Annotated in this window: 24 protein-coding genes; 1 reads left to right on the top strand and 23 read right to left on the bottom strand. The window is 50.8% G+C overall.

Annotated elements, in window-relative coordinates:
• Window positions 1-79: 79 nt before the first annotated feature.
• The gene (locus tag ARCH_RS03240; protein ID WP_013169868.1) at window positions 80-661 is read left to right on the top strand and encodes a hypothetical protein; all 582 of its coding nucleotides are present in this window, start codon (window positions 80-82) and stop codon (window positions 659-661) included.
• Window positions 662-829: 168 nt separating this feature from the next.
• Here the strand turns inward: ARCH_RS03240 and ARCH_RS03235 are convergent, their stop codons facing one another.
• From ARCH_RS03235 to truB, 23 genes are all read right to left on the bottom strand, one after another.
• Window positions 830-1,861 carry a M16 family metallopeptidase gene (locus ARCH_RS03235; RefSeq protein ID WP_138975085.1) on the bottom strand — a complete coding sequence of 344 codons (1,032 nt, stop codon included), beginning with the start codon at window positions 1,859-1,861 and terminating at the stop codon, window positions 830-832.
• Window positions 1,858-2,151, bottom strand: coding sequence for an insulinase family protein (locus tag ARCH_RS09900; RefSeq protein ID WP_138975084.1), 294 nt, complete (start codon window positions 2,149-2,151; stop codon window positions 1,858-1,860). The genes ARCH_RS03235 and ARCH_RS09900 overlap by 4 nt, the downstream gene beginning before the upstream one ends.
• Window positions 2,152-2,186: 35 nt before the next feature.
• Complete coding sequence (locus ARCH_RS03230) at window positions 2,187-3,392, bottom strand: MFS transporter (protein WP_013169867.1); 1,206 nt, start codon at window positions 3,390-3,392, stop codon at window positions 2,187-2,189.
• A gap of 122 nt (window positions 3,393-3,514) precedes the next feature.
• Complete coding sequence (locus ARCH_RS03225) at window positions 3,515-5,896, bottom strand: polyribonucleotide nucleotidyltransferase (protein WP_041640339.1); 2,382 nt, start codon at window positions 5,894-5,896, stop codon at window positions 3,515-3,517.
• A 310-nt stretch (window positions 5,897-6,206) separates the two neighbouring features.
• On the bottom strand, window positions 6,207-6,476 hold the full coding sequence (gene rpsO, locus ARCH_RS03220) for a 30S ribosomal protein S15 (protein ID WP_013169865.1): 270 nt from the start codon (window positions 6,474-6,476) through the stop codon (window positions 6,207-6,209).
• 166 nt (window positions 6,477-6,642) lie between these two features.
• The gene (locus ARCH_RS03215) at window positions 6,643-7,422 is read right to left on the bottom strand and encodes a heme ABC transporter ATP-binding protein (RefSeq protein WP_013169864.1); all 780 of its coding nucleotides are present in this window, start codon (window positions 7,420-7,422) and stop codon (window positions 6,643-6,645) included.
• Window positions 7,419-8,483, bottom strand: a complete 1,065-nt coding sequence (locus ARCH_RS03210) for a FecCD family ABC transporter permease (RefSeq protein WP_013169863.1) — start codon at window positions 8,481-8,483, stop codon at window positions 7,419-7,421. Before ARCH_RS03210 ends, ARCH_RS03215 begins: the two co-directional genes overlap by 4 nt.
• 3 nt (window positions 8,484-8,486) lie before the next feature.
• Window positions 8,487-9,563, bottom strand: a complete 1,077-nt coding sequence (locus ARCH_RS03205; protein ID WP_013169862.1) for a heme/hemin ABC transporter substrate-binding protein — start codon at window positions 9,561-9,563, stop codon at window positions 8,487-8,489.
• 93 nt (window positions 9,564-9,656) lie between these two features.
• Window positions 9,657-12,791: an HtaA domain-containing protein gene (locus tag ARCH_RS09315; RefSeq protein ID WP_013169861.1), complete on the bottom strand. Its 3,135-nt coding sequence runs from the start codon at window positions 12,789-12,791 to the stop codon at window positions 9,657-9,659.
• Window positions 12,792-13,580: 789 nt separating this feature from the next.
• Window positions 13,581-13,745: an ABC transporter family protein gene (locus ARCH_RS10095; RefSeq protein ID WP_013169860.1), complete on the bottom strand. Its 165-nt coding sequence runs from the start codon at window positions 13,743-13,745 to the stop codon at window positions 13,581-13,583.
• Window positions 13,746-13,769: 24 nt separating this feature from the next.
• Window positions 13,770-14,765, bottom strand: a complete 996-nt coding sequence (locus ARCH_RS03190) for a bifunctional riboflavin kinase/FAD synthetase (RefSeq protein ID WP_013169859.1) — start codon at window positions 14,763-14,765, stop codon at window positions 13,770-13,772.
• 3 nt (window positions 14,766-14,768) lie between these two features.
• Window positions 14,769-14,951, bottom strand: a complete 183-nt coding sequence (locus ARCH_RS03185; RefSeq protein WP_041640337.1) for a hypothetical protein — start codon at window positions 14,949-14,951, stop codon at window positions 14,769-14,771.
• 181 nt (window positions 14,952-15,132) lie between these two features.
• Window positions 15,133-16,356 (bottom strand): ABC transporter permease, encoded by a 1,224-nt coding sequence (locus ARCH_RS03180; protein ID WP_041640336.1) that lies wholly within the window; start codon window positions 16,354-16,356, stop codon window positions 15,133-15,135.
• A gap of 16 nt (window positions 16,357-16,372) precedes the next feature.
• Complete coding sequence (locus ARCH_RS03175; RefSeq protein ID WP_013169857.1) at window positions 16,373-17,038, bottom strand: ABC transporter ATP-binding protein; 666 nt, start codon at window positions 17,036-17,038, stop codon at window positions 16,373-16,375.
• Window positions 17,035-18,162, bottom strand: a complete 1,128-nt coding sequence (locus ARCH_RS03170) for a peptidoglycan-binding protein (protein ID WP_187286516.1) — start codon at window positions 18,160-18,162, stop codon at window positions 17,035-17,037. Before ARCH_RS03170 ends, ARCH_RS03175 begins: the two co-directional genes overlap by 4 nt.
• Before the next feature lie 116 nt (window positions 18,163-18,278).
• On the bottom strand, window positions 18,279-19,226 hold the full coding sequence (locus ARCH_RS03165) for a hypothetical protein (protein ID WP_013169855.1): 948 nt from the start codon (window positions 19,224-19,226) through the stop codon (window positions 18,279-18,281).
• Between the two features lie 30 nt (window positions 19,227-19,256).
• Window positions 19,257-19,649: a peptidase inhibitor family I36 protein gene (locus ARCH_RS03160; protein WP_261974474.1), complete on the bottom strand. Its 393-nt coding sequence runs from the start codon at window positions 19,647-19,649 to the stop codon at window positions 19,257-19,259.
• A gap of 150 nt (window positions 19,650-19,799) precedes the next feature.
• The gene (locus ARCH_RS03155) at window positions 19,800-20,765 is read right to left on the bottom strand and encodes a hypothetical protein (protein ID WP_013169853.1); all 966 of its coding nucleotides are present in this window, start codon (window positions 20,763-20,765) and stop codon (window positions 19,800-19,802) included.
• Window positions 20,766-20,773: 8 nt separating this feature from the next.
• Window positions 20,774-21,199 (bottom strand): peptidase inhibitor family I36 protein, encoded by a 426-nt coding sequence (locus tag ARCH_RS03150; protein WP_013169852.1) that lies wholly within the window; start codon window positions 21,197-21,199, stop codon window positions 20,774-20,776.
• A gap of 113 nt (window positions 21,200-21,312) precedes the next feature.
• Window positions 21,313-21,765, bottom strand: a complete 453-nt coding sequence (locus ARCH_RS03145; RefSeq protein ID WP_041640333.1) for a hypothetical protein — start codon at window positions 21,763-21,765, stop codon at window positions 21,313-21,315.
• Window positions 21,765-22,259, bottom strand: coding sequence for a hypothetical protein (locus tag ARCH_RS03140; RefSeq protein WP_138975072.1), 495 nt, complete (start codon window positions 22,257-22,259; stop codon window positions 21,765-21,767). Before ARCH_RS03140 ends, ARCH_RS03145 begins: the two co-directional genes overlap by 1 nt.
• 161 nt (window positions 22,260-22,420) lie before the next feature.
• Window positions 22,421-24,304, bottom strand: a complete 1,884-nt coding sequence (locus ARCH_RS03135; protein ID WP_013169851.1) for an HAD family acid phosphatase — start codon at window positions 24,302-24,304, stop codon at window positions 22,421-22,423.
• 164 nt (window positions 24,305-24,468) lie between these two features.
• The gene (gene truB, locus ARCH_RS03130; protein ID WP_013169850.1) at window positions 24,469-25,449 is read right to left on the bottom strand and encodes a tRNA pseudouridine(55) synthase TruB; all 981 of its coding nucleotides are present in this window, start codon (window positions 25,447-25,449) and stop codon (window positions 24,469-24,471) included.
• Between the last annotated feature and the right edge of the window lie 31 nt (window positions 25,450-25,480).

The following is a 25,480-nucleotide window of genomic DNA, read 5'->3' as shown; positions in this document are numbered from 1 at the left end:
TATCTCACGGTTTTGGGTTTTATGCGGTGGGCGTGATGCCTGACTCGCGGTTGGTTTCGTATGTTGAGAGAATGGGAGGGTGAGTAAAGATAAGTTATCGGTTCGCCCCGCGGTTTTGTCCGATGCGTTGGCGATTGGTCAGGTTCAGTCTGAGGCTTTGTTGGAGGCGATTGGCGCGGGGCTTGGCCGTATGCCGGGGGCTTCGGCGCGTATGGCTCTTGACGTCGGTTCGCTCACCTCTGTGTGGCAGGATACGTTGGTTCGGCCTGCGATTTTGGGGCATCATGTGTTAGTTGCGGATGCGGATGGTCGTGTTGAGGGTTTAGTTGTGCTTGCGCCTGCGGATCCGGTTGTTATGGACGACGACGATCCTGCCGGTCTTGATGCTGAGTCTGGCCAGCCACGTATCGCGTTCGAAATTCAGGCGTTTGATGTGCCGTCTCGGTTTGCTTCGCAGCAGCATGAGCCACGTATGTTGGCGGCAGTGACTGATATTGCGAAGGATGCTGGTGCTACGGAGATTCACATGTGGGTGATTGCTGGGCACGATAAGATGACTAATCTTCTGTCTCAGTGTGGCTTTAGGGCGCGTCCGTTGCGTCGAGTGGCTCAGGTTGATGGCGGCGAGGTGGCCGAATTTTTGTGGTGGGCTTTACTCTAGCCGCCGTTCTTTGACCAATGCCCATAGGAGTCTTCTACCTATACGGTTCCTTTTCGCCGTAACATGTTCATGAAAGGCATGCGGATCACGCAGTGGATCTTGAGATCTTCAAAGTTGATCGAATAAATCGAGGGGGATGTAGAATACGTTTCAAATCCCCCTCAGTGCTTAGCGCATGGCCTGCGGCCCAGCTATCACGAGTGAACGTGGGCGTTCGATGATCTCTAGCGCAAGCTGCTGTACCTGGTCAGCGGTTACCTTACGCGATGCTTCCAAGGAATGTTCAATGGACCAGATATCGCCGCGGAAGATTTCTGATTGGCCCAGCCGTGATCGCCTAAATCCATTTGCTTCCGACGAAAAGACGAGTTGAGCACGCCGCTGGTTAAACGCAGTCAGCATCTCCTGCTGGGTCACGCCCCTGCGCGCGATATCATCCAAGCACTGTGTCATGATTCCAGCAACATCATCCGCGTTTTCTGGCTGGCATTGCGCTTCCAACAAAAAAGCCCCGCCTTCAGCAGAATTCATTTGCCACGCATACGTAGAATACGCCAAGCCACGCTTCTCACGGACTTCCTGGAAGAGACGCGACGACGGGCCGCCGCCCAAGATCAACTCCAACGCCATCGACGCATGTTCGCGATCATCGTCAATCGTCAGCCCCGGCCACCCGAGCGCCACGGCCGTCTGCCGGCCCGGGCGCTCCAAGCGCAATTCGCCGCCAATAGCCGGATATACAATATCTGCCACACGCCGGCGCGGCGCAGGTAGAAGGTCGTCGTTAAGAACCCAACCGCCACCAAGCAACAAAGCCTGAACAAGTTCGCAAAAATCACGATGGTCAACATCGCCAACTGCCGTAAAAATGATCTCGTGCGGCTGATAATTCATACGGTAGTGATCGATCATCTGATCGTGACGCAACCCACTCACCGTCTTAGGCGTACCACCAACCGGGCGTGCCAACGGGTGATCCCCCATCACCAACGGAAGCAACGCGTGCTCGGCAACGTCGGTGACGTCATCTTCAGACGCGGCCAACTCCTCCAAAATCACGCCACGCTCAGTCTCCATCTCCCCCGCATCCAACGTAGAACGCGTGAGCATATCGATAAGCAGCTCCATCAACTGCGGCAAATCTGCCGCAAAAACGCGCCCATAATAGGAAGTGTACTGGCGCGCCGTAGCAGCATTCAACGTACCCCCAAAAAATCACCCAACGCAGAAATATCAGCAGCACTCTGCGTATCAGTGCCCTTAAACAGCATGTGCTCCAAAAAATGGGTAGAGCCTTCGTGCCCCGCCTGTTCATCACGCGAACCGGCACTCACCCAAAAACCAGCAGAAACCGAGCGCTGGCCGGGAACCTTCTCCGTCAAAACACGGACGCCACCAGGCAAAATCGTACGCTGGCCAACAATCCCATCCTCAACGAACGTTATCGTCTCATGCCTATCCATCGGCAAATGCTGGATCGTGAAGGTCACGTCAATTCCCCCTTATCGAAACCACAAACACTGCTCTATCTTACGTCACCAGAGCCTGGAAAGACTCTTCTATCAGGCATCCGAACTGACAAAAATGCGATAACCACAGCGCACAACGTCACCGCGAGGTTAAAATACAACATCGCACTCATGCTTATGTACTGCAAAATCCAGCCGCCAGTCAAGGAAGCTAACACGGTAGATGCGGGCATCATGCTGGTCATAAACGCTTGGCCCGTGGTCTGATCTGCTTCCTCAACGTAAATCCCCGTGTAGTACACAGAAGCAGCCGCAAGAATCGCAAAACTACACATCTGTGCGAACTGCGTGGCATACAGCATCGGGATACTGCCAGAAGCAAGATACATGAGCGCACGAACGATATAACCAAAGCCCGCAAACAGCATCAACTTCTTCACCGCGAAATAGCGCATCAGCAACGAAAAACCAAATAACACCGGGATTTCTACTGATGCCTGGAGCGCCAGCGCCGTGCCCAAATGCGAACTATCCCCACCTAACGATTGCACCACTTGGAGAAGAAAAATGCTCAACAAATTATGGGAGAAATACATGAGAAGCACTGCCAGTAGCATCATGGAAAATGTTGGGTACTTACGCAAAAAGTTCACCACGTTCACGCGCGAATGAGGCACATGATGGCCTGTACCCTGTGGGGCCGAATCCAAGTAAGGGAGCCAGAGGGTTACGAGCATGAGGATGATCGATACGGCCGCACCGAACACCGGGATTGCTCGCGGCCCCGATTCTTGTGCCACACTACCGATAATCAGTGCAAGCATCGCGAAAGCTGCCGAACCCGCCCCGCGCGCAATACCAAAATTAATATAGTAGCCGCGGCTCGAATAATGATAGTGGGCACTGTTTATGAACGGCGCGATCAGGTTACCTAAGAAATACAGCGTGCCAAGCAAAAACACGTTGATCAGCTTGTGCGGAACCGCGATCATCACCAGGCACACCAGGAAATATGCGGCGGTTAGGCCGAACGTGACGCGCTTCCAGGTCAGGGCCGAATAATGGTCACTCAAATTTCCTAGCACCGGCTGCATCAGGAAGGTCAAACCACAAAAAATCGCGGTAGCCACCCCGATTTGCGCGTCCAACAATCCCATCGCCTGCAGATAGAAGGAAATGAACCCAACGCAAACGCAAAAAACCATCCAGTAACTGGCTTGGAACATCACATATTTCATGTTCATCGTACGTGCGTCCATCATTCCCCTTCCGTGGGAATTGACGATAGCCGGCAACCTGATCGTTGCCGGCTATCATTCACTTGTTAATGCAAGTATGTGCTACTCACACGTTCTTGTGATCGTTTTGATCAATCAAAAAGCGATCATTCAGCAGATTCAGCTGATTCTGGAGAATCTGTGGCTTCTTCAGCCTTGCGGGTGCGGCGGCGTGGGCGGCGTTCGCCACGCTCACGGCGCTCTCCACGATCGCGGCGGTCATGGCGTTCGGAACGCTCACCGCGTTCACCACGCTCTGCACGCTTGGCCTTGAACTCTTCTTCAGCAGCCTTTTCAGCCTCAAGTTGTTCTTCAGTGAGAACCGCGTGGAGCGAAAGCTTACCGCGCTGATCGATTTCAGCCAGTTCAACTTCAACCTTATCGCCAACGTTAAGTACATCTTCAACGTTCTCAACGCGCTTGCCGCCAACCAAACGGCGAATCTGCGAAATGTGGAGCAAACCATCCTTGCCTGGAGCCAAGGAGATGAACGCACCGAAGGTGGTTGTCTTAACAACCGTTCCAACAAAGCGTTCACCAACTTCTGGCATGGTTGGGTTAGCGATCTGGTTGATGGTCTGACGTGCAGCTTCAGCAGACGAACCGTTGGTTGCGCCGATGAATACTGTGCCGTCTTCTTCAATCGTGATCTCAGCGCCAGTATCGTCCTGAATCTGGTTGATCATCTTGCCTTTAGGTCCAATGACTTCACCAATCTTGTCCACTGGGATCTTCACGGAGATGATACGTGGAGCGGTTTCAGCCATATCGTCCGGTTCTGGCACGGCTTCTTCGATCAAATCGAGGATTGCCTGGCGGGCATCGTGTGCCTGGCCAAGAGCAGCAGCCAAAACTTCTGCTGGGATACCATCGAGCTTAGTATCAAGCTGAAGTGCAGTCACGAAGTCTCGAGTACCTGCAACCTTGAAGTCCATATCGCCCAGGGCGTCTTCTGCACCGAGGATGTCGGTCAATGCCACGTAACGCTGTTCGCCATCGATTTCACCGGAAACCAAGCCCATTGCGATACCCGCAACGACAGCTTTCAGCGGAACGCCTGCGTTCATCAACGAAATGGTGGATGCACACACGGAGCCCATCGACGTAGAACCGTTGGAGCCGAGCGCTTCGGAGACCTGGCGGATCGCGTATGGGAACTCTTCACGGGATGGGAGAACTGGCACGAGTGCGCGTTCTGCGAGCATACCGTGGCCGATTTCGCGGCGCTTTGGCGAACCAACACGGCCGGTTTCACCGGTTGAGTATGGTGGGAAGTTGTAGTGGTGGATGTAGCGCTTGGCGGTAACCGGGGAAAGGTTATCGAGCTGCTGTTCCATCTTGAGCATGTTGAGCGTGGTCACACCCATAATCTGGGTTTCGCCGCGCTGGAACAAAGCGGAACCGTGGACGCGTGGAAGAATATCAGATTCTGCCGTGATGGTACGGATTTCCACTGGGGTACGGCCGTCCATACGCTCACCGGTGGTCAGTACGCGTTCACGCATGGCCTTCTTCCAGTGAGCGTTCACTGCCAACGCAAGAGCCTGTTCGCGTTCTGGGAATTCTTCACCCAACGATTCAACGATGTCAGTGGTGAGTTCGTTGAGAGCATCGTCGCGTTCGTGCTTGTCGGTGATGCCCCAAAGTTCTTCAAAACGGCTGCCGATCTTGCCGCCAACTGCGTCGTATTCAGCATCTTCGTACGATGGGAAGAGTGGGTATTCTTCGGTTGGCTTTGCTGCCTGAGCAGCGAGTTCCTGCTGTGCTTCACAAAGGGTACGGATGAAGGTCTTGGCAGCTTCGAGGCCCTGTGCCACAACTTCTTCGGTTGGCTTCACGCCACCCTTGGCAATGTTTTCGACGGCGTTTTCGCCACCTTCTGCTTCAACCATCATGATGGCCACGTCATCGCCAACAATACGGCCAGCAACAACCATGGTGAAGGTTGCGCGTGGCATTTCGGACCAGCGTGGGAATGCAACCCACTGGCCATCGATGAGCGAGATACGAACACCACCGATTGGTCCCGAGAATGGGAGACCAGAGAGCTGGGTGGACATGGATGCGGCATTGATTGCCACCACGTCGTAAGCATCATCTGGGTGAATGGTGAGCACGGTTGCCACAACCTGAACTTCGTTACGCAGGCCCTTGACGAATGCTGGGCGAAGCGGACGATCAATCAAACGAGCAGCCAAGATGGCGTCAGTTCCTGGGCGGCCTTCACGGCGGAAGAACGATCCTGGAATACGGCCGGCAGCGTAGGAGCGTTCTTCAACATCCACAGTTAGTGGGAAGAAGTCAAAGTGTTCCTTTGGCTGGCTAGATACTGCGGTGGCAGAAAGAACGGTGGTTTCGCCGTCAAGGTAGGCCAACGCACAACCTGCAGCTTGACGAGCCAAAAGGCCAGTTTCGAAACGAATGGTACGGGTGCCGAAAGAACCGTTATCGATAACGGCTTCAGCAAATTTAACGTCTGGACCCTCCATGGGATCTCCTTTACGGGTTTGCGCCCGGGTGCGGTCATCGATTCTCATGAACGGGTTCCTGGTGTGGCATCCGTTCACCACAACCGAGGACCGAACCGAAACGGGCATCTTCTTTTCTTCAGTGCATACCTGCTTCGGTACGCGATTTTTCGTTGGGCGCGAGGCGCCGCGTGCGCGTATAGCGCATAGTTTTGACGACGACGTTCGCCGCCAGTTACGTAAACAGTCTACGCTCTTTTATGCTTTCGTAGGTGAAAGCAGGAAGTAGAGTTATCGGCCCGAACCGTTAGGCCGGGCCGATAATCTTGCGTCAGCGGCGAAGGCCGAGACGGGAGATCAAGGAACGGTAACGCTCGATGTCTTCTGCTGCCAAGTAGGCGAGGAGACGCTTGCGCTTACCGATGAGAAGCATCAGACCACGACGTGAGTGGTGATCGTGCTTGTGGGAACGGAAGTGCTCTGTCAGTTCCTTAATGCGGGCAGACAGAAGTGCAACCTGAACCTCCGGAGAACCGGTGTCACCTTCGTGAGTTGCGTATTCCTTCATGATCTCGTTCTTACGCTCTGCAGAAAGAGCCATACGATCACTCCTTTTCTCTAGTTGCACGGAGCCCGGGGCATGTTCTCCCGAGCGATGACACTCCGTGGCCGATCCAACGGCTGTTCAATTCTATCATGGTCATCATCTTCTCCCACGTTTCAGCGTGTGAGATTAAGTACCCATACTCCGTATCAGTATCGCCGTTTTACCTATGGGTGCGCGATGGCAACACCACGATCCGATCCCCCACAGTAGCCACATCAATAGGCCAACTGTAAACATCTGTTAACAGTTGAGCAGTCAGCACTTCCGTTGGAGTACCCAGGCGAACAATACGCCCTTCGGACATTAAAGCAATCCTGTCGCAGTATGATCCAGCGAGCTGCAGATCGTGCATCACAGCAACCACAGCATGCCCGGCATCTGCCAGTTCCCGGCACACTGTCATTGTTCGTTCCTGGTGAGCAATGTCGAGCGCCGCCGTCGGCTCATCTAAGAAAACCACCCCCGCCTGCTGAGTGAGCACCCGAGCAAACGTCACACGAGCCTTTTCTCCCCCAGACAGCCGGGTGACGTCCCGTTCGTCGTAACCACAAATATCGGTTTTCTCCAACGAAGAATCAATAATCGAATCGTCTTCTTCCGGTGCAGTATCCCAACAATGGCGACCCATCGCCACAATGTCACGCACCGTATACGAAAACGGAAACTCAGTCACCTGCGGCATAACCGAACGCGTCCGAGCCAACTCTTTCCGGCCGTAATCTTGAACCTTCTTGCCCTGGTATTCAACGTAACCAGAATGTGCGCTGACGTCGCCAGCCATCACAGCCATCAACGTCGACTTGCCAGTGCCGTTAGGCCCCAACAACCCCACTACCTCGCCAAACCGAACGTCCAACGAAACGTCACGCAAAATCGGGCGTTTCCCATACGCAAAATCGATGCGATGCGCAGCTACCGCCGAACGAAAACACTCACTCATCTCGTCTGTCCAATCCGAACTCGGGTACGAAGCAAAATAAAGAACGTCGGGCCACCAACAAGCGCAGTGAAAATACCTATCGGCAAATCAGCAAACGGAATCAACGTACGCGCAGCCAAATCCGCAACCGTAATCAGCAGCGCACCTGCCAGCATCGAACCGGGTAACAAATACGTGTTTCGTGGCCCCAACGCAAGCCTCATCACGTGCGGAACAATCAACCCCACAAACGCGATCACGCCAGCGTAAGAAACAGCAGCAGCAGTCAACAATGTTGCCAACGCGATCGCCACTACGCGCAACCGGCCCACGTTCACGCCCACATGCCCGGCAGCCTGCTCCCCCAACGATAAGGTATCAAGCCGATACGCCAGCAAATGCGCCCACGAAATACCGAATACAACAACGATCCCCACGATCGCCACGTGTTTCCAAACGGTGCCGTTCAGTGAACCCATCTGCCAAAACACAATATGGTCACGGGTAGTTGTTGGTGCCAAATAGGTGGCGATTGAAGCAAGTGCAGAACACACTGCAGTCACTGCAATGCCCGTCAGCACGAGCACGATAACGTCAGCTTTCCCTTGGGTACGTGCCAAAACATACACGAGGAAAGCAGCCAGCAAGCCCGAACCGAACGCAGCCAACGGAACCGAAAAACCAGCCAACGCGTGCGGCGCATACACCAACGCCAATGCGGCCCCCACCGATGCTCCCGAAGAAACACCGATAATTCCTGGCTCCGCTAGCGGGTTCGAAAATACTGCCTGCATGAGCGCGCCGGCCACCGCCAATGCGGCCCCCACCAAGAGCCCTAACGCAATTCTCGGGAAACGAATGTTCCACAGAGTGGAAAATGCTAAGGGATCTTGCGGATATTCAGCTAACCCAAGGGGTGCGAACAGTGCCCGGTACACGTCCCCCACGCTCACCTCGTATTGCCCGAGGAGGGCCGAGGCGAGCGTGGCAAACACCAGCGAGATACTCACGATCAAGAAAACGGTGAAGATCCGTAGGTTTTTCTTGACGTGACGAGGAGGAGTTTTATGTGTGGTTGTCATACGTTACTTTTCAGGGACGCTGTAGAGGGCGCGGGCAACAGCTAGGAGGGTTTCGCCGGTTTGTGGACCGAAGGAGAGCGAGAGGCCGTCTGGGATTGCGATGACGCGTTGTTTCTTTCCCGCGCGAGTATCGGCTACGCCTGGGCGCTGGAGCAATCCGTCGAGTCCTTCGGCTGATTCGAGCCCGCCGCTCATAGTGAAGATGACTTCAGGGTTGAGTTTGACGAGTGCTTCCGCGTTTGCTGGCGTGACGCCTTTGATGCCGTGTTCTGTTGCAAGGTCTTTGGCTCCAACCGAACGGATGAGTGCTGTTGCGCCTTCTTTTTCTCCGAGGATGAAGAATACTCCGCCGGTGCCGCGAACGTAGAGGAAGGCCGCTTCGATTGGGTTGGCGGGGATCCATTCTTTGATTTGTTCGAGGGCTTCGCTGGTTTGTTTTTCGGTGCGTTCTGCGAGTGCTTTTCCAGCGTTTTCGCAGCCAAGTGCGCGCGATACGGAGAGGATAAGGTCCGTATTTTTTTCGATTCCGCGGGCAGGATCTACGAGCACGATCGGGATTCCAGCCGCGCGTAGTTGTTCGATTGCTTCTGGCGGGCCGATACTTCTATCGACGAGAATTACTGTGGGTTGCAGTGCGAGGATTGCTTCGACGTTGAGTGTGTGCCCGTTTTGAGTAACGACGGGGACCTCCGCGAGCTGCTTTTCGGTGGAGGATACTGTTTTGCCGACGATGTTGGCTCCGTATCCGAGGGCTATCACAGTTCGTGAGAGGGTGCCTTCAAGGTCCATGGCCAGGATGCGAGACGTATCGGAAACTGTTACTGAGTTCCCTTCGAAGTCTGTGACTGTTGCCGGCAGGGTTTGTGGGAATTTGCCGCTTATAGGTTCTGGATCAGCGATATCTGGAACAACTGTAAGGCCGGTAACTTCGTGTGGGTCTGGAAGTGTGGGCTTCTTTTCTTCAGCTGACGTTGAGCTTTTTGCTGCTGGCTGTACTTTTTCATTGGGGTGGGTTGGAACGCTGCAGGCGCTGAGGGCAACCAGTGCGCTAAGGACGAGCGCTGGGATCTTCAGTTTCATAGTTTCCTTATATATAGGCGACGATACGGAGCGCGAGTGGATGCGCTCCGTATCGTCGTTGATCACTTAATCAAGCAAGATAAACACGTTAGCTTAGAGGCTAGAGGTGGTGTCTGCTTCATTGTTTGCGATTTTGTTCTGGCGAACTCGGTAGGCAACTACTGCGCCACCACCGATAGCCATCAGGCCAAGGGCAACCACGACGAGGGTTGATAGTTCAACACCTGTCTTGGCCAGCTTGGATCCGAAAGCGTCGTATTCGATGAGTTCACCGGTTTCTGAATCGCATGCGGTTGCTGGGACGAGCTTAGCGGTACCTGAAAGTGGTGCTAGTGGTTCGCCGGCCTTGTAGAATCCTGCGAATGCCTTAGCGCCTTCAGCCGTAAGGTTGACGCTTGCACCCTGGAAGCTGAGTGCGTTATCGGTGGCTGATAGACCGTTAGCGAATCCAACATTTGCGAAGTGGACACGGCCGAGGTTGAACTTCTTGCCGCTCATGTCCGATCCGAGGACATCCATGTAGAGGGAACCGCTGTTGCCCTTGATGACCAGTGCTGGGTTGGAGATCTTCAAATCGAGGATTCCATCGTGACCGTAGAAGTGGACAGCGCCGCCGTAGTAGATGGTGCCGGACTTGGTGGACGTGTTGTAGAGACCACCGGTTGCTCCGAAGTTGAAGCTGCTTCCATCCCATGATGCGCCAACGAGGTTCCAGCCACCGTGTGCAACCGAGCTACGGATGTAGGTGGTGAAGGAAGAGCGAAGGCCCCAGCTGAGGTTTCCTGCAGTGACGCGCTTCTTGTGCGGATCAATCTCGCACTTCTTGACTTCTGGCTTCTTATCGGTTTGTGTCTCGTTTGGAGCTGGCGCTCCCTTTTTCTCGCCAGCGTTCTGTTCGGGGTTCTTCTCAGGTTCCTTGCCTGGGTCGTCCTTGCCGTCATTCTTCTTGATGATGACGGTTACTGGATCGAGCTCTTGTCCTTTTTCGTAGAAGTTTGCGAACGAGTTAGCACCTTCATCAGTGAGCTTCGCGGTACCAAATTGAAGTTTACGAATATCGCCTTCCTTGATTTCCTCTGGCTTGGCCAAAGTGGCCAGGGTCACTCGCTTTGTTTCGATCTTTGTTGGATCAATCTTCATTTCGCCCCTGAGGACCTTGCCCACATTCTTCTTATCGAATGGGTTAACTGCAATGGTTGCAACAAGATTCCAACCAGTGTTGGTCTTTTCGATTGTTGGTTCGGAGATTGTTAGATCGAGAAGACCGTGATGTCCAGTGAAGTGCACCTTGCCACCGAATTCGAGTTTGCTGATGTCAGCGTCATTCTTGAACTTGAGAGCATCCTTGAGTGGGAAGTCGAAGGCTCCGGTTACGCCATCAGAAAGTTCCCACTTGCCTTCAGCAAAGCCCGAAACATACTTACGGAACGATTCCTTGACGCCCCAGTTAAGCGCAACCTTGTATTCGGCTTTCTTAGTTTCGTCCTTTGGCTTCTGGGAACTGGAATTGATGTTCTTTTCGCGTTCACGCTGCTGAGCCTGCTGCTCTTCAATTTCCTTTTCGGAAGCAACGTACTGATTATGAAGCTTCTTGGCTTCTTCTACAAGAGCTTCACGTTCAGCGTCTGCCTTTGCATCTGCAGCGTCTTTTTCCGCCTTTGCTTCTTCTTTGCTCTGCTTATTTAGATATTTTTCGATGTCTTCCTCATTGCGAGGAAAATCTTTAATAATTTTCGGGCCTTTTTGACCGGAATAATCCACGAATTCTGTGTCAAACACTTCCAAAGACTTCCAGTCTTTGATCTTGTTCGCATTTAGTTTTAGAGATCTAATCTGTTTCTTCCAATCAGCATCAGCTAGAGAAGAAGGATCTTTAATAAAGTTATATTCTAGATTTAGTTCCTGAATTGCCCGTTTACGCGGAAGCGTTCCCACATCTTCAATCAAGTTATGCGAAAGGTTTACTTTTTCAGCAAACGGTAAGTCTTTATATCCACTAAGGTCTGCGATCTTATTATGTGAAAGATCTAAAGTATTCAGTGTTTCGTCAGCTTGAACTGCTAGTTGTGATAAATCAGAAATCCGATTGTTTGAAAGAGAAAGCCAGTTTAGTTTAACAAGCTGTTTTACAAGTGGGATTGTCGATAACTGATTATTGTCAGCATCAAGCCTGTGTATTTCAGGAGAAGATTCTAGCCCTTCTAAAGACGATAATTTATTAGTACTAACGTTTACGTCTTTTAGTTTCTTCAGCGACTTCAAAGGAGTCAGATCAGTTAACTGATTTTTATAAAAATTCACCGTCTCAAGGTTAGTAGCGTATTGCAAACCTTCAATACTCTTAATGCCACGTTCCTGGCACTTGAGTTCTTGCAAACCTTCAAGGTGCTTATTCGTAATCGGAACATTTTCCAGCAGATCATACTGGTGACGAATACATTTACTCAGATTTTCATCTGGAATACGAACTTCCTTAGTTGGAGCATCGCTATAAACTGGGCCATTCTGTGGATTCTTGAAGACGTTCGGGAAGATCTCCCATAAAACCGGATCCGGAGCACCATCTTCAGTCTTATCTAGTGGAATAGTCGCAACGAAAGGCTCTCCCGTTTCGCCTTCATAGAACCCAACGAGCGATTTCACGTTAGCATTAAGTACAGGGTTCAATGAGGAAATTACTGCGTACCCATCCCGGACTTCTACTTTTAGATCCTTAAGCTCTGCAAGCGGCTGACGTTCTAGCGTAACCTTCCCGGCTTTTGCCATAGTGCCCGCAGTGTAGGCATCAACCAGAAGTTGCTTCTTTTCAAAATCGATCGTTGGATTAGCAATCCAAACGTCTAGAATGCCACCATACTTTTTCCAAGAAACTTTGCCTTCAAACTTTAGCTGACCAGTTGTGCCACTGAGGTCTAGCTTTTGCCCTGGAGCTACTTTCCAGAGAAGATTCCGCCCTTTGTCAAGTAGTTTTACCTTGTCTTCTAAGTATTCACCTTCGCCGTTTGTTGCCGGGAAGCCCACATATTCGCGGAACGAACGGCGGAAATCCCAGTTCGCCAATGCCTCGGTAACTTCGATAATCTTCTTGTCAGCGGCCACAGGAGCAGCACCGCCCTGTGAAGTTCCTGTAGCAGGAGCATCTGCAGCAAATGCAGGAACAACGTTACCTGCCAACAATCCTGCCGTTAGCACTGTTGCAGTCAGTGCCCTCTTAAATGACATCCCCATGTAGTAAAGCCTCCTTGGCTCAGGGAAAGAATGAACTATAGCAACGTTTGGAAATCCTTCTTAGGTTTACCTAACATGGATATTTAACTAAACATCCAGGAAATTATCAACTAGGTTTGATAACTACGTCCCAAAGAAATATTACAAAAATTTCACGCCCATCACTAGACAGGCTCAGGCCTATAGTCAACGAATAACAGAACATAAAGCTTTCTTAATAGGACCAAGAACCCAATAATTCCAGAAATATCACGGTGTCCTACATCGCAAAACGGAAATAGCAAGATGAAATTACGAGAAATATTTCACCCACCCAAACGAACGCCTAAACCCCCAGAAGACACCTTGTATATAAAGTGTCTCTAAAATTATCGTTGCGACACCTGAGCGTTCAGTCTCTTACTAGCGAGGATTTCCAGATCCATAAACATAGGGTGAAGGCAACGAAAATAATACTTGGCACTGCCGTGCCAAAGCGGTGATTAACCGTACTAATCCAGCCCATGCAGGAACCTGATCTACTCGGCAACATGTTGGCCAATGCCCAGATGACGTAACTGGCTCAAACGCCATCGGTATCACCATCCACAAGTATCCCGTCACTAACGCCACCGGAACCGCGGCAAGAGATGGGAAAACAAACGCTGCAATCGCCCCACAGCAAGCATCTGAAACAATGAACCTGTAGAAACCAAAGTAAGGCGGGCATCCGGCGTCGAAAAACCAGACAAAACCCAGGCACAGCTCATAATGAACAGCCAGCCCACCATGGCAGGAACTACAAGAGCATCACTCATAATCTGCACAGAAGAACGCAGCCAACGACGCGCAAAAATATCCGCTTCCTTCAACCGCCCCACGGAAACAGAACAACAAACTCTTCAAACGTTCATATTCCACAACATCCAAACCAGCTGTAGGCTCGTCCAGAATCAGTAAAATAGGCCGTCCCATCAACGCCCTGGCGGAGCGATAAGACTATTTGGCCGTCACTGATCCTGGATCCACACGCGTTGCTACCGGGACCGACAAAATATCGGCAGCTGTACGCAAATCGTTATCCATCTGAGAAAGGAGCTGCTCAACGGCGTCGAAACTCATCATCGGCCGCACATAATCAATGAAGTCGATTGCGACTTCTTCCCCATATAAATTCAGATCGCTACGGCCCAACACATGAGCCTCAACAGTGCGCTCTACGCCTTCGAACTGCGGGTTTGTTCCGATTGAGATAGCCGCTGGTAGGTGTTCGGTTGCCTGCGTTTCAGGAATTGTGCGCACAAGCCAACCGGCGTACACGCCGTCGGCAGGGATCTCCCCCACGCCAACTCCCGGCAAATTCGCGGTTGGGAAGCCGAGCTGCCGCCCGCGTTTAAAGCCATGCTGAACGTTCCCGCGAATACGGTGCGGGCGCCCAAGAATCTCCGCCGTTTTACGCACGTTTCCAGCTCGCAACAAATCACGAACCCACGTAGAAGACCAACGGCGGCCGCCGTGTTCGTCGCATACGTCGTCGAGAATCACGATATCTGTTCCGTGCGCTTCGCCAAGGCGACGCAACGCGTCCGCATCCCCTGCGTTGTTCTTGCCGAAACGGATATCCTCACCGCCAACAATCGCAACCGCGCGGAGCATACCAATCAACTGGTGCTCAACGAAATCTTCCGCACTTTGCTGGGCGTAATCGAGCGTATAATGTTGAACGAAAACCGCGTCCATCCCAGCCGTTTCAAGGCGCTCAAGCCGATCCGCAAGCGAAGCAATCAAATGCACATCCGAATCTGGGTTATGCACGAGTCGCGGGTGCGGATCAAACGTCAACGCTACGGCAGGAAGGTTGCGTTCGCGCGCGATCCGCACCGTTTCTCGCACAACCTCTTGATGCCCACGATGAACACCATCAAAAATACCAATAGTAAGAACTGATGCTCCGAAATCCGCTGGGACATCGGAGCTACTGTGCCACACCTGCATTATTTAGATGCCACGCAATCCGAGCTGCTTGCGGCCCTGCGATACATCATCCGGCGCGCCGGCTGGAGTATTTTCAGTGCGCACGCCGTGATGCCGTCCTTTACCACCGCATCCACACCCGTGCTTCACTGGTGCAACTTTTGGCTTTTCCCCGCCACATCCACAACTTTGTTTGTTCTCAGTCATGGTGCCTATCTTAATACGGCTCTAGGGATATTTTCACCGTGGGTACGTTGGTTGTGCATTCAGTTTGCATTTTGGGTCAATTAATCGCAGTTTTACCCCCGAAAACACCGAAAATGCAAAGTGAGTGCACAGGCGGAGCCACAACCCCACAACCACAGCCACAACCCCACAACCTATGGCATTAATTTGATCGAACAGCAATCGCAGGGTGGATGAGCGATGCACGCGCCGCAGGGTAGGCCGAAGCCACAATACCTACGGCGGCCCCCAGTAAAGGCCCCAGCAGAATCCAGCCGATATTGAGCACGGCAGTCCATCCGCTAATCGCAGATACGCCCACGATAATAACTGCGGCTACTGCGCTGCCAACAAGGCCTCCGAGCGCTCCGGTTACTGCTCCTTCTACCCAAAAGACTGCGGCCACTCGCCCGCGTGAACTACCCAGCGCACGCCGTACACCAATTTCTGTGGTTCGTGCTGTGACTGAGACGATCATGGAGTTTGCTATGAGTAGCACGGTAAGGACGATAAGAAAGGCACCTACCCAGGCTGCTTGTTGAGCGAGTTGCCCGGAGACGTTTTCTCGTATGCTATCGACGGATACTACTTGGGAGACGCTGAGTTTTTCTGGCGTGTTTGGCATGAGTGCTACTCGAGCAACATTTGATACTTGCGATCCTGCTCCGATTTTGCTGCGGATAAGGATTTCGCTTCTCCTATCTCCGTGTGCAAGATGGAAGGCAGTTTTGAGTGGCAAGACGATGTCATTTTCTAGCGGTTTTCCGGGGAGGAATCCGGCTACGGAGTATGCCATTCCGTTGATGATGACTTTCAGGCCACGCGTATCGCTGGTGATGGGGATATCGAGTTTTTCGGCTGCGCTGTGCCCGAGGAAAACAACATCGTAGCCTTGGTCCAGCATCCATGCTTGGTCGGGTTTGGCCACTTTCGCTGCGTCGAGATAGGACGAATCGGCACCCATAATACTGGGGCCGGTGATCGTTTTCTTCGTTACGGGATGGGTGATTTGGGTGGGGATTGCTTCTTGTAGCCGCGATTTTCTTCCTACAGCGGCCACAGTATCAATGGTGAGGAGTCGTTCTTTGGCGTCAGCAGGATAGAAATATATTTCTTTGTCTGGCGATTGTGGTTCGTCGGAGTCGTTTCCTACGTTTTCTTCTGTTTCGCTAGCTCTTTTGATGAGGATTTGATCAATGGTTGAGGCTGCAATATCGGCTTCAACTTGGTGGGCAGCGTTTTGGGCTATTCCTACGGAGGCGAGGAGCGCTCCTGTACTCAGGGCGACTGCTGCCATCATAAGGACGGTTCGTGCCATACGGGCCCGTAACTCGATAGCTACATCCGCAAGGAGATCTGTGGAGACGGCACGTGTTTTTCGGAGCATACTTTTTGCGTGTATTTTATTCATAGATTTTTCCGTCCTTGAGGCGCAGGACGCGTTGTGCCCAGGAGGATAGTCGATCATCGTGGGTGATGACGACGATCGCGACGCCGTTTGCTGCTTGTTGGTCGAAGAGATCGAGAACGGTTTTAGCGTTGACTGAGTCGAGGTTTCCTGTTGGTTCGTCGGCGAGCAATACTCGCGGGTGTGTGATGATTGCGCGTGCGATGGCTAGGCGTTGTTTTTCGCCGCCTGAGAGGAAACGTGAAAGGGAGTCTTTTCGTTCTGTAAGTCCCACATTGGCAAGGGCTTCGTCTACAACACTGTCACGTTCGGAGGGGTCAACTCCTGCGATGGCAAGTTTAATATCGAGGTTTTCTCGCACAGTTCGGTGTCCGAGAACATGATAGTCCTGGAATACGAATCCGAGCACATCTGCACGGAGTTTGTCGCGTTTGCGCGCACTTAACTTGGAGGTAAGGTGCCCGTCAAGTTCGTATTCTCCTGACGTTGCTTCATCCAGGAGTCCCATGATGTTAAGGAGGGTGGATTTTCCGGCTCCTGAATATCCAACAATTGCAACGCGTTCTCCGGCTTCTACGTCAAGATCAACGCCGTGAAGTACAGGGACGGGTGGATGTACATCGTATGTTTTGCGGATGTCACGCAGTTTGAGTACGCTCATTGGGCTAGTACCACGGTGTCGCCATCATGGAGTTGTTCGCTATTTACAAGAGCAAAACCATCAAAGGTTCGCCCCACAGTAACATCTATTTTCTTCACTCCATTAGGTTTCACGGCTGGGTCTTTGACTAGCACGTATGTTTTCCCTGTATCTTCACGTAGGGCACTGAGTGGGACAGTGAGTCCCGATACTGCTTGCCGTTCAGTGTTAGCAATAGAAAGGGTGACGTCTTGCCCATCGGTGTAGCCTTCGGCTGGTAGATTAACGGTAACGTCGTGTCCTGGAAGCGGAGATTCCGAGTTCTCTTCTGGGTTCTTGAACTCACTTATTGCTGTGATGGTGGCGTGTTGTTTGTCTACTGATCCGGTAGAGGTGAGGTCGACGGTAGCGCCAACGCTAAAAAGTTCCTTATCCCCTACGCCTACTCGTGCAACTGCTACTGCTTGTCCGCTGCGTAACTTTGCAAGTGGTTTTTCTGCACTGATTCGGGTATTGACGGGAGCAATTTCGATGAGATGTGCGCTTCCCGATGTTAGCGAGACGATCTCATTTGCTTTAATGGTAGGTAGATTTGGTTTTCGGGGGGCAGGTTTGGCCGGTTGTTCTGCGGCTCCTTCTATGTTTTGTTTATCTTGGGGCTGGTTCTGTGCTCCGGCTGATGGGGTTTCTGTTTCTTGTGACGCTTCTGGTAGTACTGCCCCAACTCGCTTGTAAAGATTCTTTACACTATTGGCTGTGAGTTGGCCGTATTCACCATCAATGACTCCATGGTAGAGACCAAGGCGCATAAGTGCTCGCTGTAGTTCTTTAACGTCCGCTCCAGTATCGCCTGTTTTGATGTCTCGGTACATGTCAAACGGCAGATCCAATGCAATAACTGGGCGCCCAGATACGTATGCGATGAGCTCACCTGATGAGATGGTGTCCCCTACGGAGCGCGGGGTTGCGGTAACGATTGCTTGCCCACCTTCACCGGCAGTGACGGTGACGGGGAAGGTGGACCCTAAATGGACTTTTCCTTTTACTTCGGTGGGTTCAGCCGGAAAATCGCGGTTTTCTACTTTAGCTGTTATTTCAGGCTTATGTTGTGCATTTCCGATTGCTTCATCGTTATTTGAACGCACAAATCTACCAAGGAGAAATGTGGCAACGAGTACCGCTATAGCAGTGATAACTGTGGCAATGATCCACATGTAGCGTCTTTTGTGTGATTGTGTTGTTTCTTCGCTGTTCATATTTATTATTCTTTTGGTAGTTCTAGTAGTTCAGGATGGTCATGAATATACTTCTTAGCCTCGGCGATACGTTCATCAATCACACGCCGCTGAGCCACCAATTCCTTGGCATACTTTTTAATAATAGGAGCCTGTAAATCAGCCCACACCTGCGCCAACCGAGGAGTAGCATCAGTCTCTTCTTGGCACTCTGCTGCCTTCAACGCAATCCCTATAGTTTCCTGCGTAGGCTCAATAAAACTATCCACGCCCTCAACAAAACCCGGAACCTCAGAACTCGTCTTCAACCCCTTCTTCACGAAACACGCATCCAACTCACCAGCAATCGCCTTCGCCCGCGGATCATCAAACAACACCATCCGAGTATTAGACAACTCAGCCTTCCACGGCCCCGAATCATCCAACTCTTTAACCGCAAACTTGGCAACAAGCGGATAGGAATCACAAGTGCTATGAATCTTTTCCCTAGCTTTTTCAAGCATTTCAGTATTCGATTCTGACCGGCTCTTCCAAGCTTCTTTATTTTCTGCGCTTCGCGCTTGGAGTCCACGGCCAGCAATCGGTTTACCCGAATCAGCAACCCGCGTAAAACCAAACTGTTGCGCCATCTCTTTACGCCACGGACCAAACTCACTAAACACCGGAGGATTAACCGACATAAGCACCTCAGGCGGAAACCCCGTCCACGCTACCCCATCCAACTTAGTCCGAGTACACTCCGCCAACGCCATCGAACCCGCTGACAGCAAATAATTTTGATCTTCTTCCGTAAGCTTATACCTATCCCACGGCAACTCAATCATCCACGAATCACGATCAATCTTCGCAGAAACATCCACCCCAGATGGTGAAGCAGAACCATCCACTCCACCATCCGAAGCAGCAGGAGAACACGCCCCACATACTAACAACACACCCAAAAGCACACCCACAACAACACCACGTCTATACACAGAACGCCCCTCCCTAGCAAACATCAACAATTAGTCACACACGTACGTAATTCGACTAACCCTATTTTCCCAGTTCTCATGTGCATAATCACCAACACCAGCCCCATTAGACAGGTCAGGATCTCGATAATTCGTACCTACTATCGATTCGCTATGCAGAATGAAGAAACTACCCGAATTACCCCACGTGTAATCATAAAACCTCGTTTTCTTACAAGTTGCCCCGTTTGCAGCAGCAGACTTTCCTTGATTATTAATACTCTCATGTACTGGAGAGGAATGATCATAATTCCGCCCCTTAATGCCGGTGTAACCTTTCCCCGTCCACACGCAAGAAGCACCAACAGGGCATGAACTATCCGAAGCCTCGGCCGCTGGAATCGTAGCAACAAAACTGGTCCCACCAAGAGCCAACACAGCCATCAAGGAACCTAAAACTTTCCGAGATTTCATCATACTTTCCTTCATAAACTCGTTTTATATCAAACTTCATTGTTTGACACACAAATCGCAACACTTGTATTTTTGAAAAAACAAGAATTTCTTGTAACTAAAACCTAAACTACTTAATCCTCATTTACTAGGAGGTTCTAGCAATTCAGGATGAGCATGAACATACTTCTTAGCCTCGGCGATACGCTCATCAATCACACGCCGCTGAGCAGCTAATTCCTTGGCATACTTTTTAATAATAGGAGCCTGTAAATCAGCCCACACCTGCGCCAACCGAGGAGTAGCATCAGTCTCCTCCTGACACTCCACCGCCTTCAACGCTGCCTCAATACTCTCCTGCGTAGGCTCATCAAAACCATTAATACCATCGACATAACCAGGGGCCTCAGAACTCATCTTCAACCCCTTCTTTACAAAACACGCCCCCAACTCACCAGCAATCGCCTTCGCCCGCGGATCATCAAACAACACCATCCGAGTATTAGACAACTCATTCACCCATGGCCCATCCTGATTAACGGATTCAACATTAAATTTCTTCACCGAAGGATGATCACCGCATTCTTTCCACATCTTCTCCATCTGCGCATCCGTATATTTAGAATTTGCATCCATTGCTCGAAAACTTTGTTCCCTCGCTCCTGGAACAATATCCACCGCACCAGACTTTCCTTTCGCCTTATGTCCAATATATGGACTCGTAAAACCATAACGACTAGTGGTTTCCTTAACCCAAGGACCAAACTCAATGAAAATATCTTCTGGACGAGAATACAAAATTCCCGACGATTGCCCAGTCCAACGAATATCTAAGTCCTTATCGCGAGTACATTCAGCCAACGCAACAGACGTAGCCGAAGTCAAAACTTCCATTTCCTTTTCGGTGGCCATGTAACGCTCAGAAGGAACGATGATTGTCGAAGCCTTTCGATCGACATCTATACCCACGTTCACGCCTGGTGAGGAAACATGCGTTTCCCCACCAGGCAAACTGGTAGAAGAACAACCACCCATCGCCGTTACAACAGAGACAGCTACTACTCCAATTATTCTATTAAACAACTTAGACGACTTATCCTCTACCACAGTTCCCCCTAACGACAATCAGAAAATGTTATATTACTTACTTGATTTTCCCAGTTCTGATAACGATATTTCCCGATACCAGCCCCATTGGAAAGATCAGGATCCCTGAAGTTTGTCCCAATTCGGGTTTTACTGTTGAGAATGAAATAACTACCGGTACGACCACGATAGAAGTCATAAAAATAAGTCGCACTACATGAAGCACCGTTAGCCGCTGCCGATTTCGACTTGTTGTCTATTGATGAATGAACCTGAGATTCTGGGTCTTCATTCCACGCTTTGAACCCATTGGAATCATAATCTGACCATAAGCATGCCGCTCCCAGCTGACAGTTCTCCACCCCGGCACTTGTGATTGGAGCCAATGCGATAAGGCCTGTTGAGCTTACTGCAAGCGTGGCAAGTACAGCACCAATGCTTTTCTTGAGTTTCACAATATTCTCCTTTGAATACGGTTTGAACTGTAGACGAAATCGCCTACAAGAAACAGAATAAAATATGCCCCCGAAAAACAAGCATTTTTATCAAAACACAAAATAGTCAACCGTTATTTACTAGGAGGTTCTAGCAATTCAGGATGAGCATGAATATACTTCTTAGCCTCTGCAATACGTTCATCAATCACACGCCGCTGAGCAACCAACTCCTTAGCATACTTTTTAATAATAGGAGCCTGTAAATCAGCCCACACCTGCGCCAACCGAGGAGTAGCATCAGTCTCCTCCTGACACTCCACCGCCTTCAACGCGGCTTCAATAGTCTCTGGAGTCGGGTTACGTTGTGGACTCACCCCTTCTATATAACCGGGGATGCCCTCAATAGGCTTAAGCCCTTTCTTGATAAAACACTGTGCTAATTCGGCAACGATTTCTTTACCACGGACATCTTCAAAAATTTGATCGCGAGTATCGGATAAAGGTTTTGTCCATGGACCTTGTGAATCAACTTGTGCAATAGCAAATCGTTTAACTTGCGGATAAGAATCGCATTTTTCATGCATCAGCTCGCGGTCTCGTTCTGAAAAGAGGCATTGCTCTTCATGCCTTTAACTTCTTTTTCACGCTGCTTTTTACTTTTAGGCTTAAGATCACGTCCCAAAATTGGCGTATCAGAGAATTCAGCAGAAGAAAACCCGTATTGTTGCGCCATTTCTTTTGTCCACGGCCCGAACTCCATAAACACATGGGGATTAACACCTTTTAATGCCTCAGGCAATGTTGCAGTCCACGCAACACCTTCCCCATTTTTACGTGTACATTCCGCTAAACCAAATGTTTCAGCAGAAGCAAGAATAATGCGTTCTTCGTCTGTCATCGTATACCGATCCCACGGCAACGTCACCGTCCACGTATTCTTATCAACCTCAGCGCTAAGATTAAGCCCAGATGACGAAACGGAACCTTCAGACGCGTTATCTGCCGAGTCCCCGATTGCACCACACGCGCCTAAACCAACCAAACAACATACCGTAACGATGCTAATTCTTCTTTTCATTCTTTCTCCTATGTTCTACTCACCACTGAGTAAAACCGAGTCACATTTTTATCTTTTATTATCATCTAAACCTTAAAATATGTCTATGCTCTATATAAAGGAAAGCGGAGCAGATACCACCTGCTCCGCTTTCCTTTATATCCACCTATATACGCGCTAAATCACGGCAAATAATAGGTTGGGTTCGGTAACTTGTAGTGGGCGTCCGCGTATCCCCCGATCAGATCAGAATACTGATCCCCAAAGTTTCCAACGATCCGGTATCCGAGATCGTTTTCAATATGCTTGCGCACAGATGACTTAAACTCGATCGTTGTGCACTTTTCCTTCGCACAACTCACCCATGCTGGAAGTTCTGCCAGTTTCGATGACTTCTTCGTGAAGTAAATACTCGGATCAATGGCTGGATAACCAACTTCTTCAAGGTTACGTTGGGTAACTTCCTTCAAATCATCAGATCGTCCGGTAAGCCCAATGACCTCACAGCCTGCTGCCTTTGCTGCTTTAACCAGGTTCACCATTCCTGGAACTGCTGGAAGCGCGTGATAGTTGGTCTTGAGGTATTCGTCTTGTTTCTTTGGTGTGAAAGCAAATTCCATCCATTCTTCCATGTCATACGTCCACAGGGTTGTATCATCGGCATCCACCGTGATGGCTGGCTTTTCGCCGCGAGCGCGAGCCGCCTGGCATTGCGCAACAACTTCTTGCTGAGCCTTGCCAGTCACAGCAGTAAGCTCTGCGACGTATGGGGATTCTTCCTTGTTGGATACATACTGCTTGAGATTCTTATCTTCTGTGGCCTTGTAATATTCGCGCAACGTCTTTTTCACGATATCCATGTTTGGAATATCAGTATCCTTCACGCCCGGCTTAGAGCCAGAGGAACCATCTGGAGCAACAACATACGTGGCTTCATCTGGTGCCATCCCGGCAGCTTTATCGCGTGCTTCCCATTCTTCGTCCAGGTTGGGGCTTGGCAAATAGTATGTAGCGTTTGGCAACTTCACCCATGTTTGAGCTTGGCCACCCTGGAGATCTGACCATTGATCGCCAAAGTTTCCAATAATCGTATAACCCAGATCTTCCTGGATATGTTGGCGTGTTCCAGCCTTGAACTGGACAGTTGTACACTTCTTTTCTGCTACGTTGCAACGGCCCTGTTTCACCAGATAATCCGGCATTGGCCCGTCCTTGAACTTAGTGAAGAAGAAGTCATCAACGAAAAGTGGCTTTCCGGCTTCATCAACGTATCCGGCGTGCTCAAGGTTTGCGATCGTATATGCCTGCTGGTTAGTTTTCCGGCCGGTCAAGCCGATGATCTGGCAACCTGCCTTGTGGACTTTCTTGACGAGATCTACCATTCCTGGCGTTGCTGGCATGTAATTTCCTGCATCAAACCAGGCTTGTTGCTTGGCCGAGGTGAAGGCGAAGTTCATGAAGTGATCTTCCATGTCATACGTCCACAAAGTCGTATCATCTGAATCGAACACTGCGGCAGGCTTCTTACCTTCGGCTACTGCGGCTTCACATTGTGCCGCAACCTTGTCGGCTGCATCACGAGCAATCGAGGTGACGTCTCGAATATATGGTGAATCATTTTTATCTGCGATTCCTTCTTTAGACGCGTTCATGTATGCGCGAAGAGTCTTCTTAGCAACATCCCAGTTGATCAATTCTTCACCTGACGCAGTTTTCCCTGTAGAACCATCTGCCTTCATCGTGAAAGTTGTGCGTGGAGCCATCCACGATTCGTCGCTTGCAGGACGATCGATACCAGCCTTAGCTTCAGGCTGAGCTGACTTATCCTTAGACGCATCGTAGTGATACCCTGCTGGGCACTGTTTTGCTGTGGCCGCAAACGTTTGAGTTGGCAACGCCGCGCCACTGACCACAAGTGCCATACCAAGAACAATTGCTGTCCCGCCACGTTTCTTTCGGACAAGGAATGCTAAGCCGACAACCACTGCAACTGCAGCGATTACAGATAATAGAACAACGCTTGATCCGGTTTTGGCCAGATCAGGAACACAATAATCTGGAATCATATTTTCTCCTCATTGAGAATAAGACCTGGCAAGTTTTGCCAGGTCTATATGGTAGCGCAGGTAGCATGCCAACATGCGTGCATTCAGTTTGCATTTTGGGGCAATTAATCGCAGTTTTACCCCCGCAAACACCGAAAATGCAAAGTGAGTGCACAGAGGTAAGGTTACAAACGAATCTGCAAATCAGGTTTCAACCGTCCGGAACGCGGCGAAACAACTGCCACTGCCCGATCGCCAAGAAATGCGCACGCCGGCCACTTGTTAGCCCCAGCGATTTGTTCGGGATCGCGCCGTTCAATAAAAAGGCCACGCGCCAACCGCTCAGCCTCATCAGAATCGATAGACAGCCGGGAGAAAGTCTGAGTACATACCTCATCAACACCAATAATAGGGAGTTCTCCCCCGTCAGTGATGAGATCGCGCAGTTCTTCAACAGAAGATGCAGTGCAAACATCCCACCGGCCCACATGGGTACGACGCAACATGTTCAAGTGTGCACCAACACCAAGCTTTTCGCCAAGATCCCGTGCTAGCGCACGAATATAGGTGCCGGACGAAACACATGCAACGATATCGAATTCAACAGTGCCGTACGAACGATCACCGACCACGTACTGGACGGATGTCACATCGGACGTGCGTTCAAAACGAGAAATAGTAACTGCCTGGGCAGCCAATTCAACAGTTTGCCCGTCACGGACCAAATCATGCGCACGCTTACCCCCGATCTTCTTTGCTGAAACAGAAGACGGCACTTGCATAATCTGGCCTGTCAATGAACGAATCGCAGAATCAATCTGCTCCGCGTCCACATCTGAAAAAGCCCGAATCTGATCCTCGCTAGGCCTGATCGCGTTGCCGTCGGCATCGTCAGAATCAGTACCTACACCCAACACGATGCGGGCGATATAGGTTTTGTCAGCGCCCGTCAGATACTGCACCAGTTTGGTGGCGCGCCCAAAAGCCACTGTCAGCAAACCGGTAGCCATCGGATCCAATGTTCCTGTATGCCCAACTTTGCGGGTTGCCCCCAGGCGGCGCATTGCTCCCACAATATCATGGGAGGTAACCCCTTGAGGCTTGTCGATTAACAACAAACCATCTGAGGCTTCATGTTCTCCACGCGGGAGATCGCCCCACGGCATTACACGCCGGGGGCGATCATCTACGCGTCGT

Source organism: Arcanobacterium haemolyticum DSM 20595, from assembly GCF_000092365.1.
GTDB lineage: Bacteria > Actinomycetota > Actinomycetes > Actinomycetales > Actinomycetaceae > Arcanobacterium > Arcanobacterium haemolyticum.
This window is presented reverse-complemented; position numbering and strand designations above follow the sequence as displayed.

What these genes read in the sequence shown, in the direction of transcription:
- ARCH_RS03185 (WP_041640337.1), bottom strand. Translation starts at nt 14,951, where the DNA reads ATGACTGAGAACAAACAAAGTTGTGGATGTGGCGGGGAAAAGCCAAAA.
- ARCH_RS03225 (WP_041640339.1), bottom strand. Translation starts at nt 5,896, where the DNA reads ATGGAGGGTCCAGACGTTAAATTTGCTGAAGCCGTTATCGATAACGGT.
- rpsO (WP_013169865.1), bottom strand. Translation starts at nt 6,476, where the DNA reads ATGGCTCTTTCTGCAGAGCGTAAGAACGAGATCATGAAGGAATACGCA.
- ARCH_RS03145 (WP_041640333.1), bottom strand. Translation starts at nt 21,765, where the DNA reads ATGCATGAAAAATGCGATTCTTATCCGCAAGTTAAACGATTTGCTATT.
- truB (WP_013169850.1), bottom strand. Translation starts at nt 25,449, where the DNA reads ATGCCGTGGGGCGATCTCCCGCGTGGAGAACATGAAGCCTCAGATGGT.
- ARCH_RS09315 (WP_013169861.1), bottom strand. Translation starts at nt 12,791, where the DNA reads ATGGGGATGTCATTTAAGAGGGCACTGACTGCAACAGTGCTAACGGCA.
- ARCH_RS03230 (WP_013169867.1), bottom strand. Translation starts at nt 3,392, where the DNA reads ATGATGGACGCACGTACGATGAACATGAAATATGTGATGTTCCAAGCC.
- ARCH_RS03190 (WP_013169859.1), bottom strand. Translation starts at nt 14,765, where the DNA reads ATGCAGGTGTGGCACAGTAGCTCCGATGTCCCAGCGGATTTCGGAGCA.
- ARCH_RS03210 (WP_013169863.1), bottom strand. Translation starts at nt 8,483, where the DNA reads ATGACAACCACACATAAAACTCCTCCTCGTCACGTCAAGAAAAACCTA.
- ARCH_RS03160 (WP_261974474.1), bottom strand. Translation starts at nt 19,649, where the DNA reads ATGGCTGTGTTGGCTCTTGGTGGGACCAGTTTTGTTGCTACGATTCCA.
- ARCH_RS03215 (WP_013169864.1), bottom strand. Translation starts at nt 7,422, where the DNA reads ATGAGTGAGTGTTTTCGTTCGGCGGTAGCTGCGCATCGCATCGATTTT.
- ARCH_RS03205 (WP_013169862.1), bottom strand. Translation starts at nt 9,563, where the DNA reads ATGAAACTGAAGATCCCAGCGCTCGTCCTTAGCGCACTGGTTGCCCTC.
- ARCH_RS03140 (WP_138975072.1), bottom strand. Translation starts at nt 22,259, where the DNA reads ATGAAAAGAAGAATTAGCATCGTTACGGTATGTTGTTTGGTTGGTTTA.
- ARCH_RS03175 (WP_013169857.1), bottom strand. Translation starts at nt 17,038, where the DNA reads ATGAGCGTACTCAAACTGCGTGACATCCGCAAAACATACGATGTACAT.
- ARCH_RS10095 (WP_013169860.1), bottom strand. Translation starts at nt 13,745, where the DNA reads ATGGGACGGCCTATTTTACTGATTCTGGACGAGCCTACAGCTGGTTTG.
- ARCH_RS03135 (WP_013169851.1), bottom strand. Translation starts at nt 24,304, where the DNA reads ATGATTCCAGATTATTGTGTTCCTGATCTGGCCAAAACCGGATCAAGC.
- ARCH_RS03180 (WP_041640336.1), bottom strand. Translation starts at nt 16,356, where the DNA reads ATGCTCCGAAAAACACGTGCCGTCTCCACAGATCTCCTTGCGGATGTA.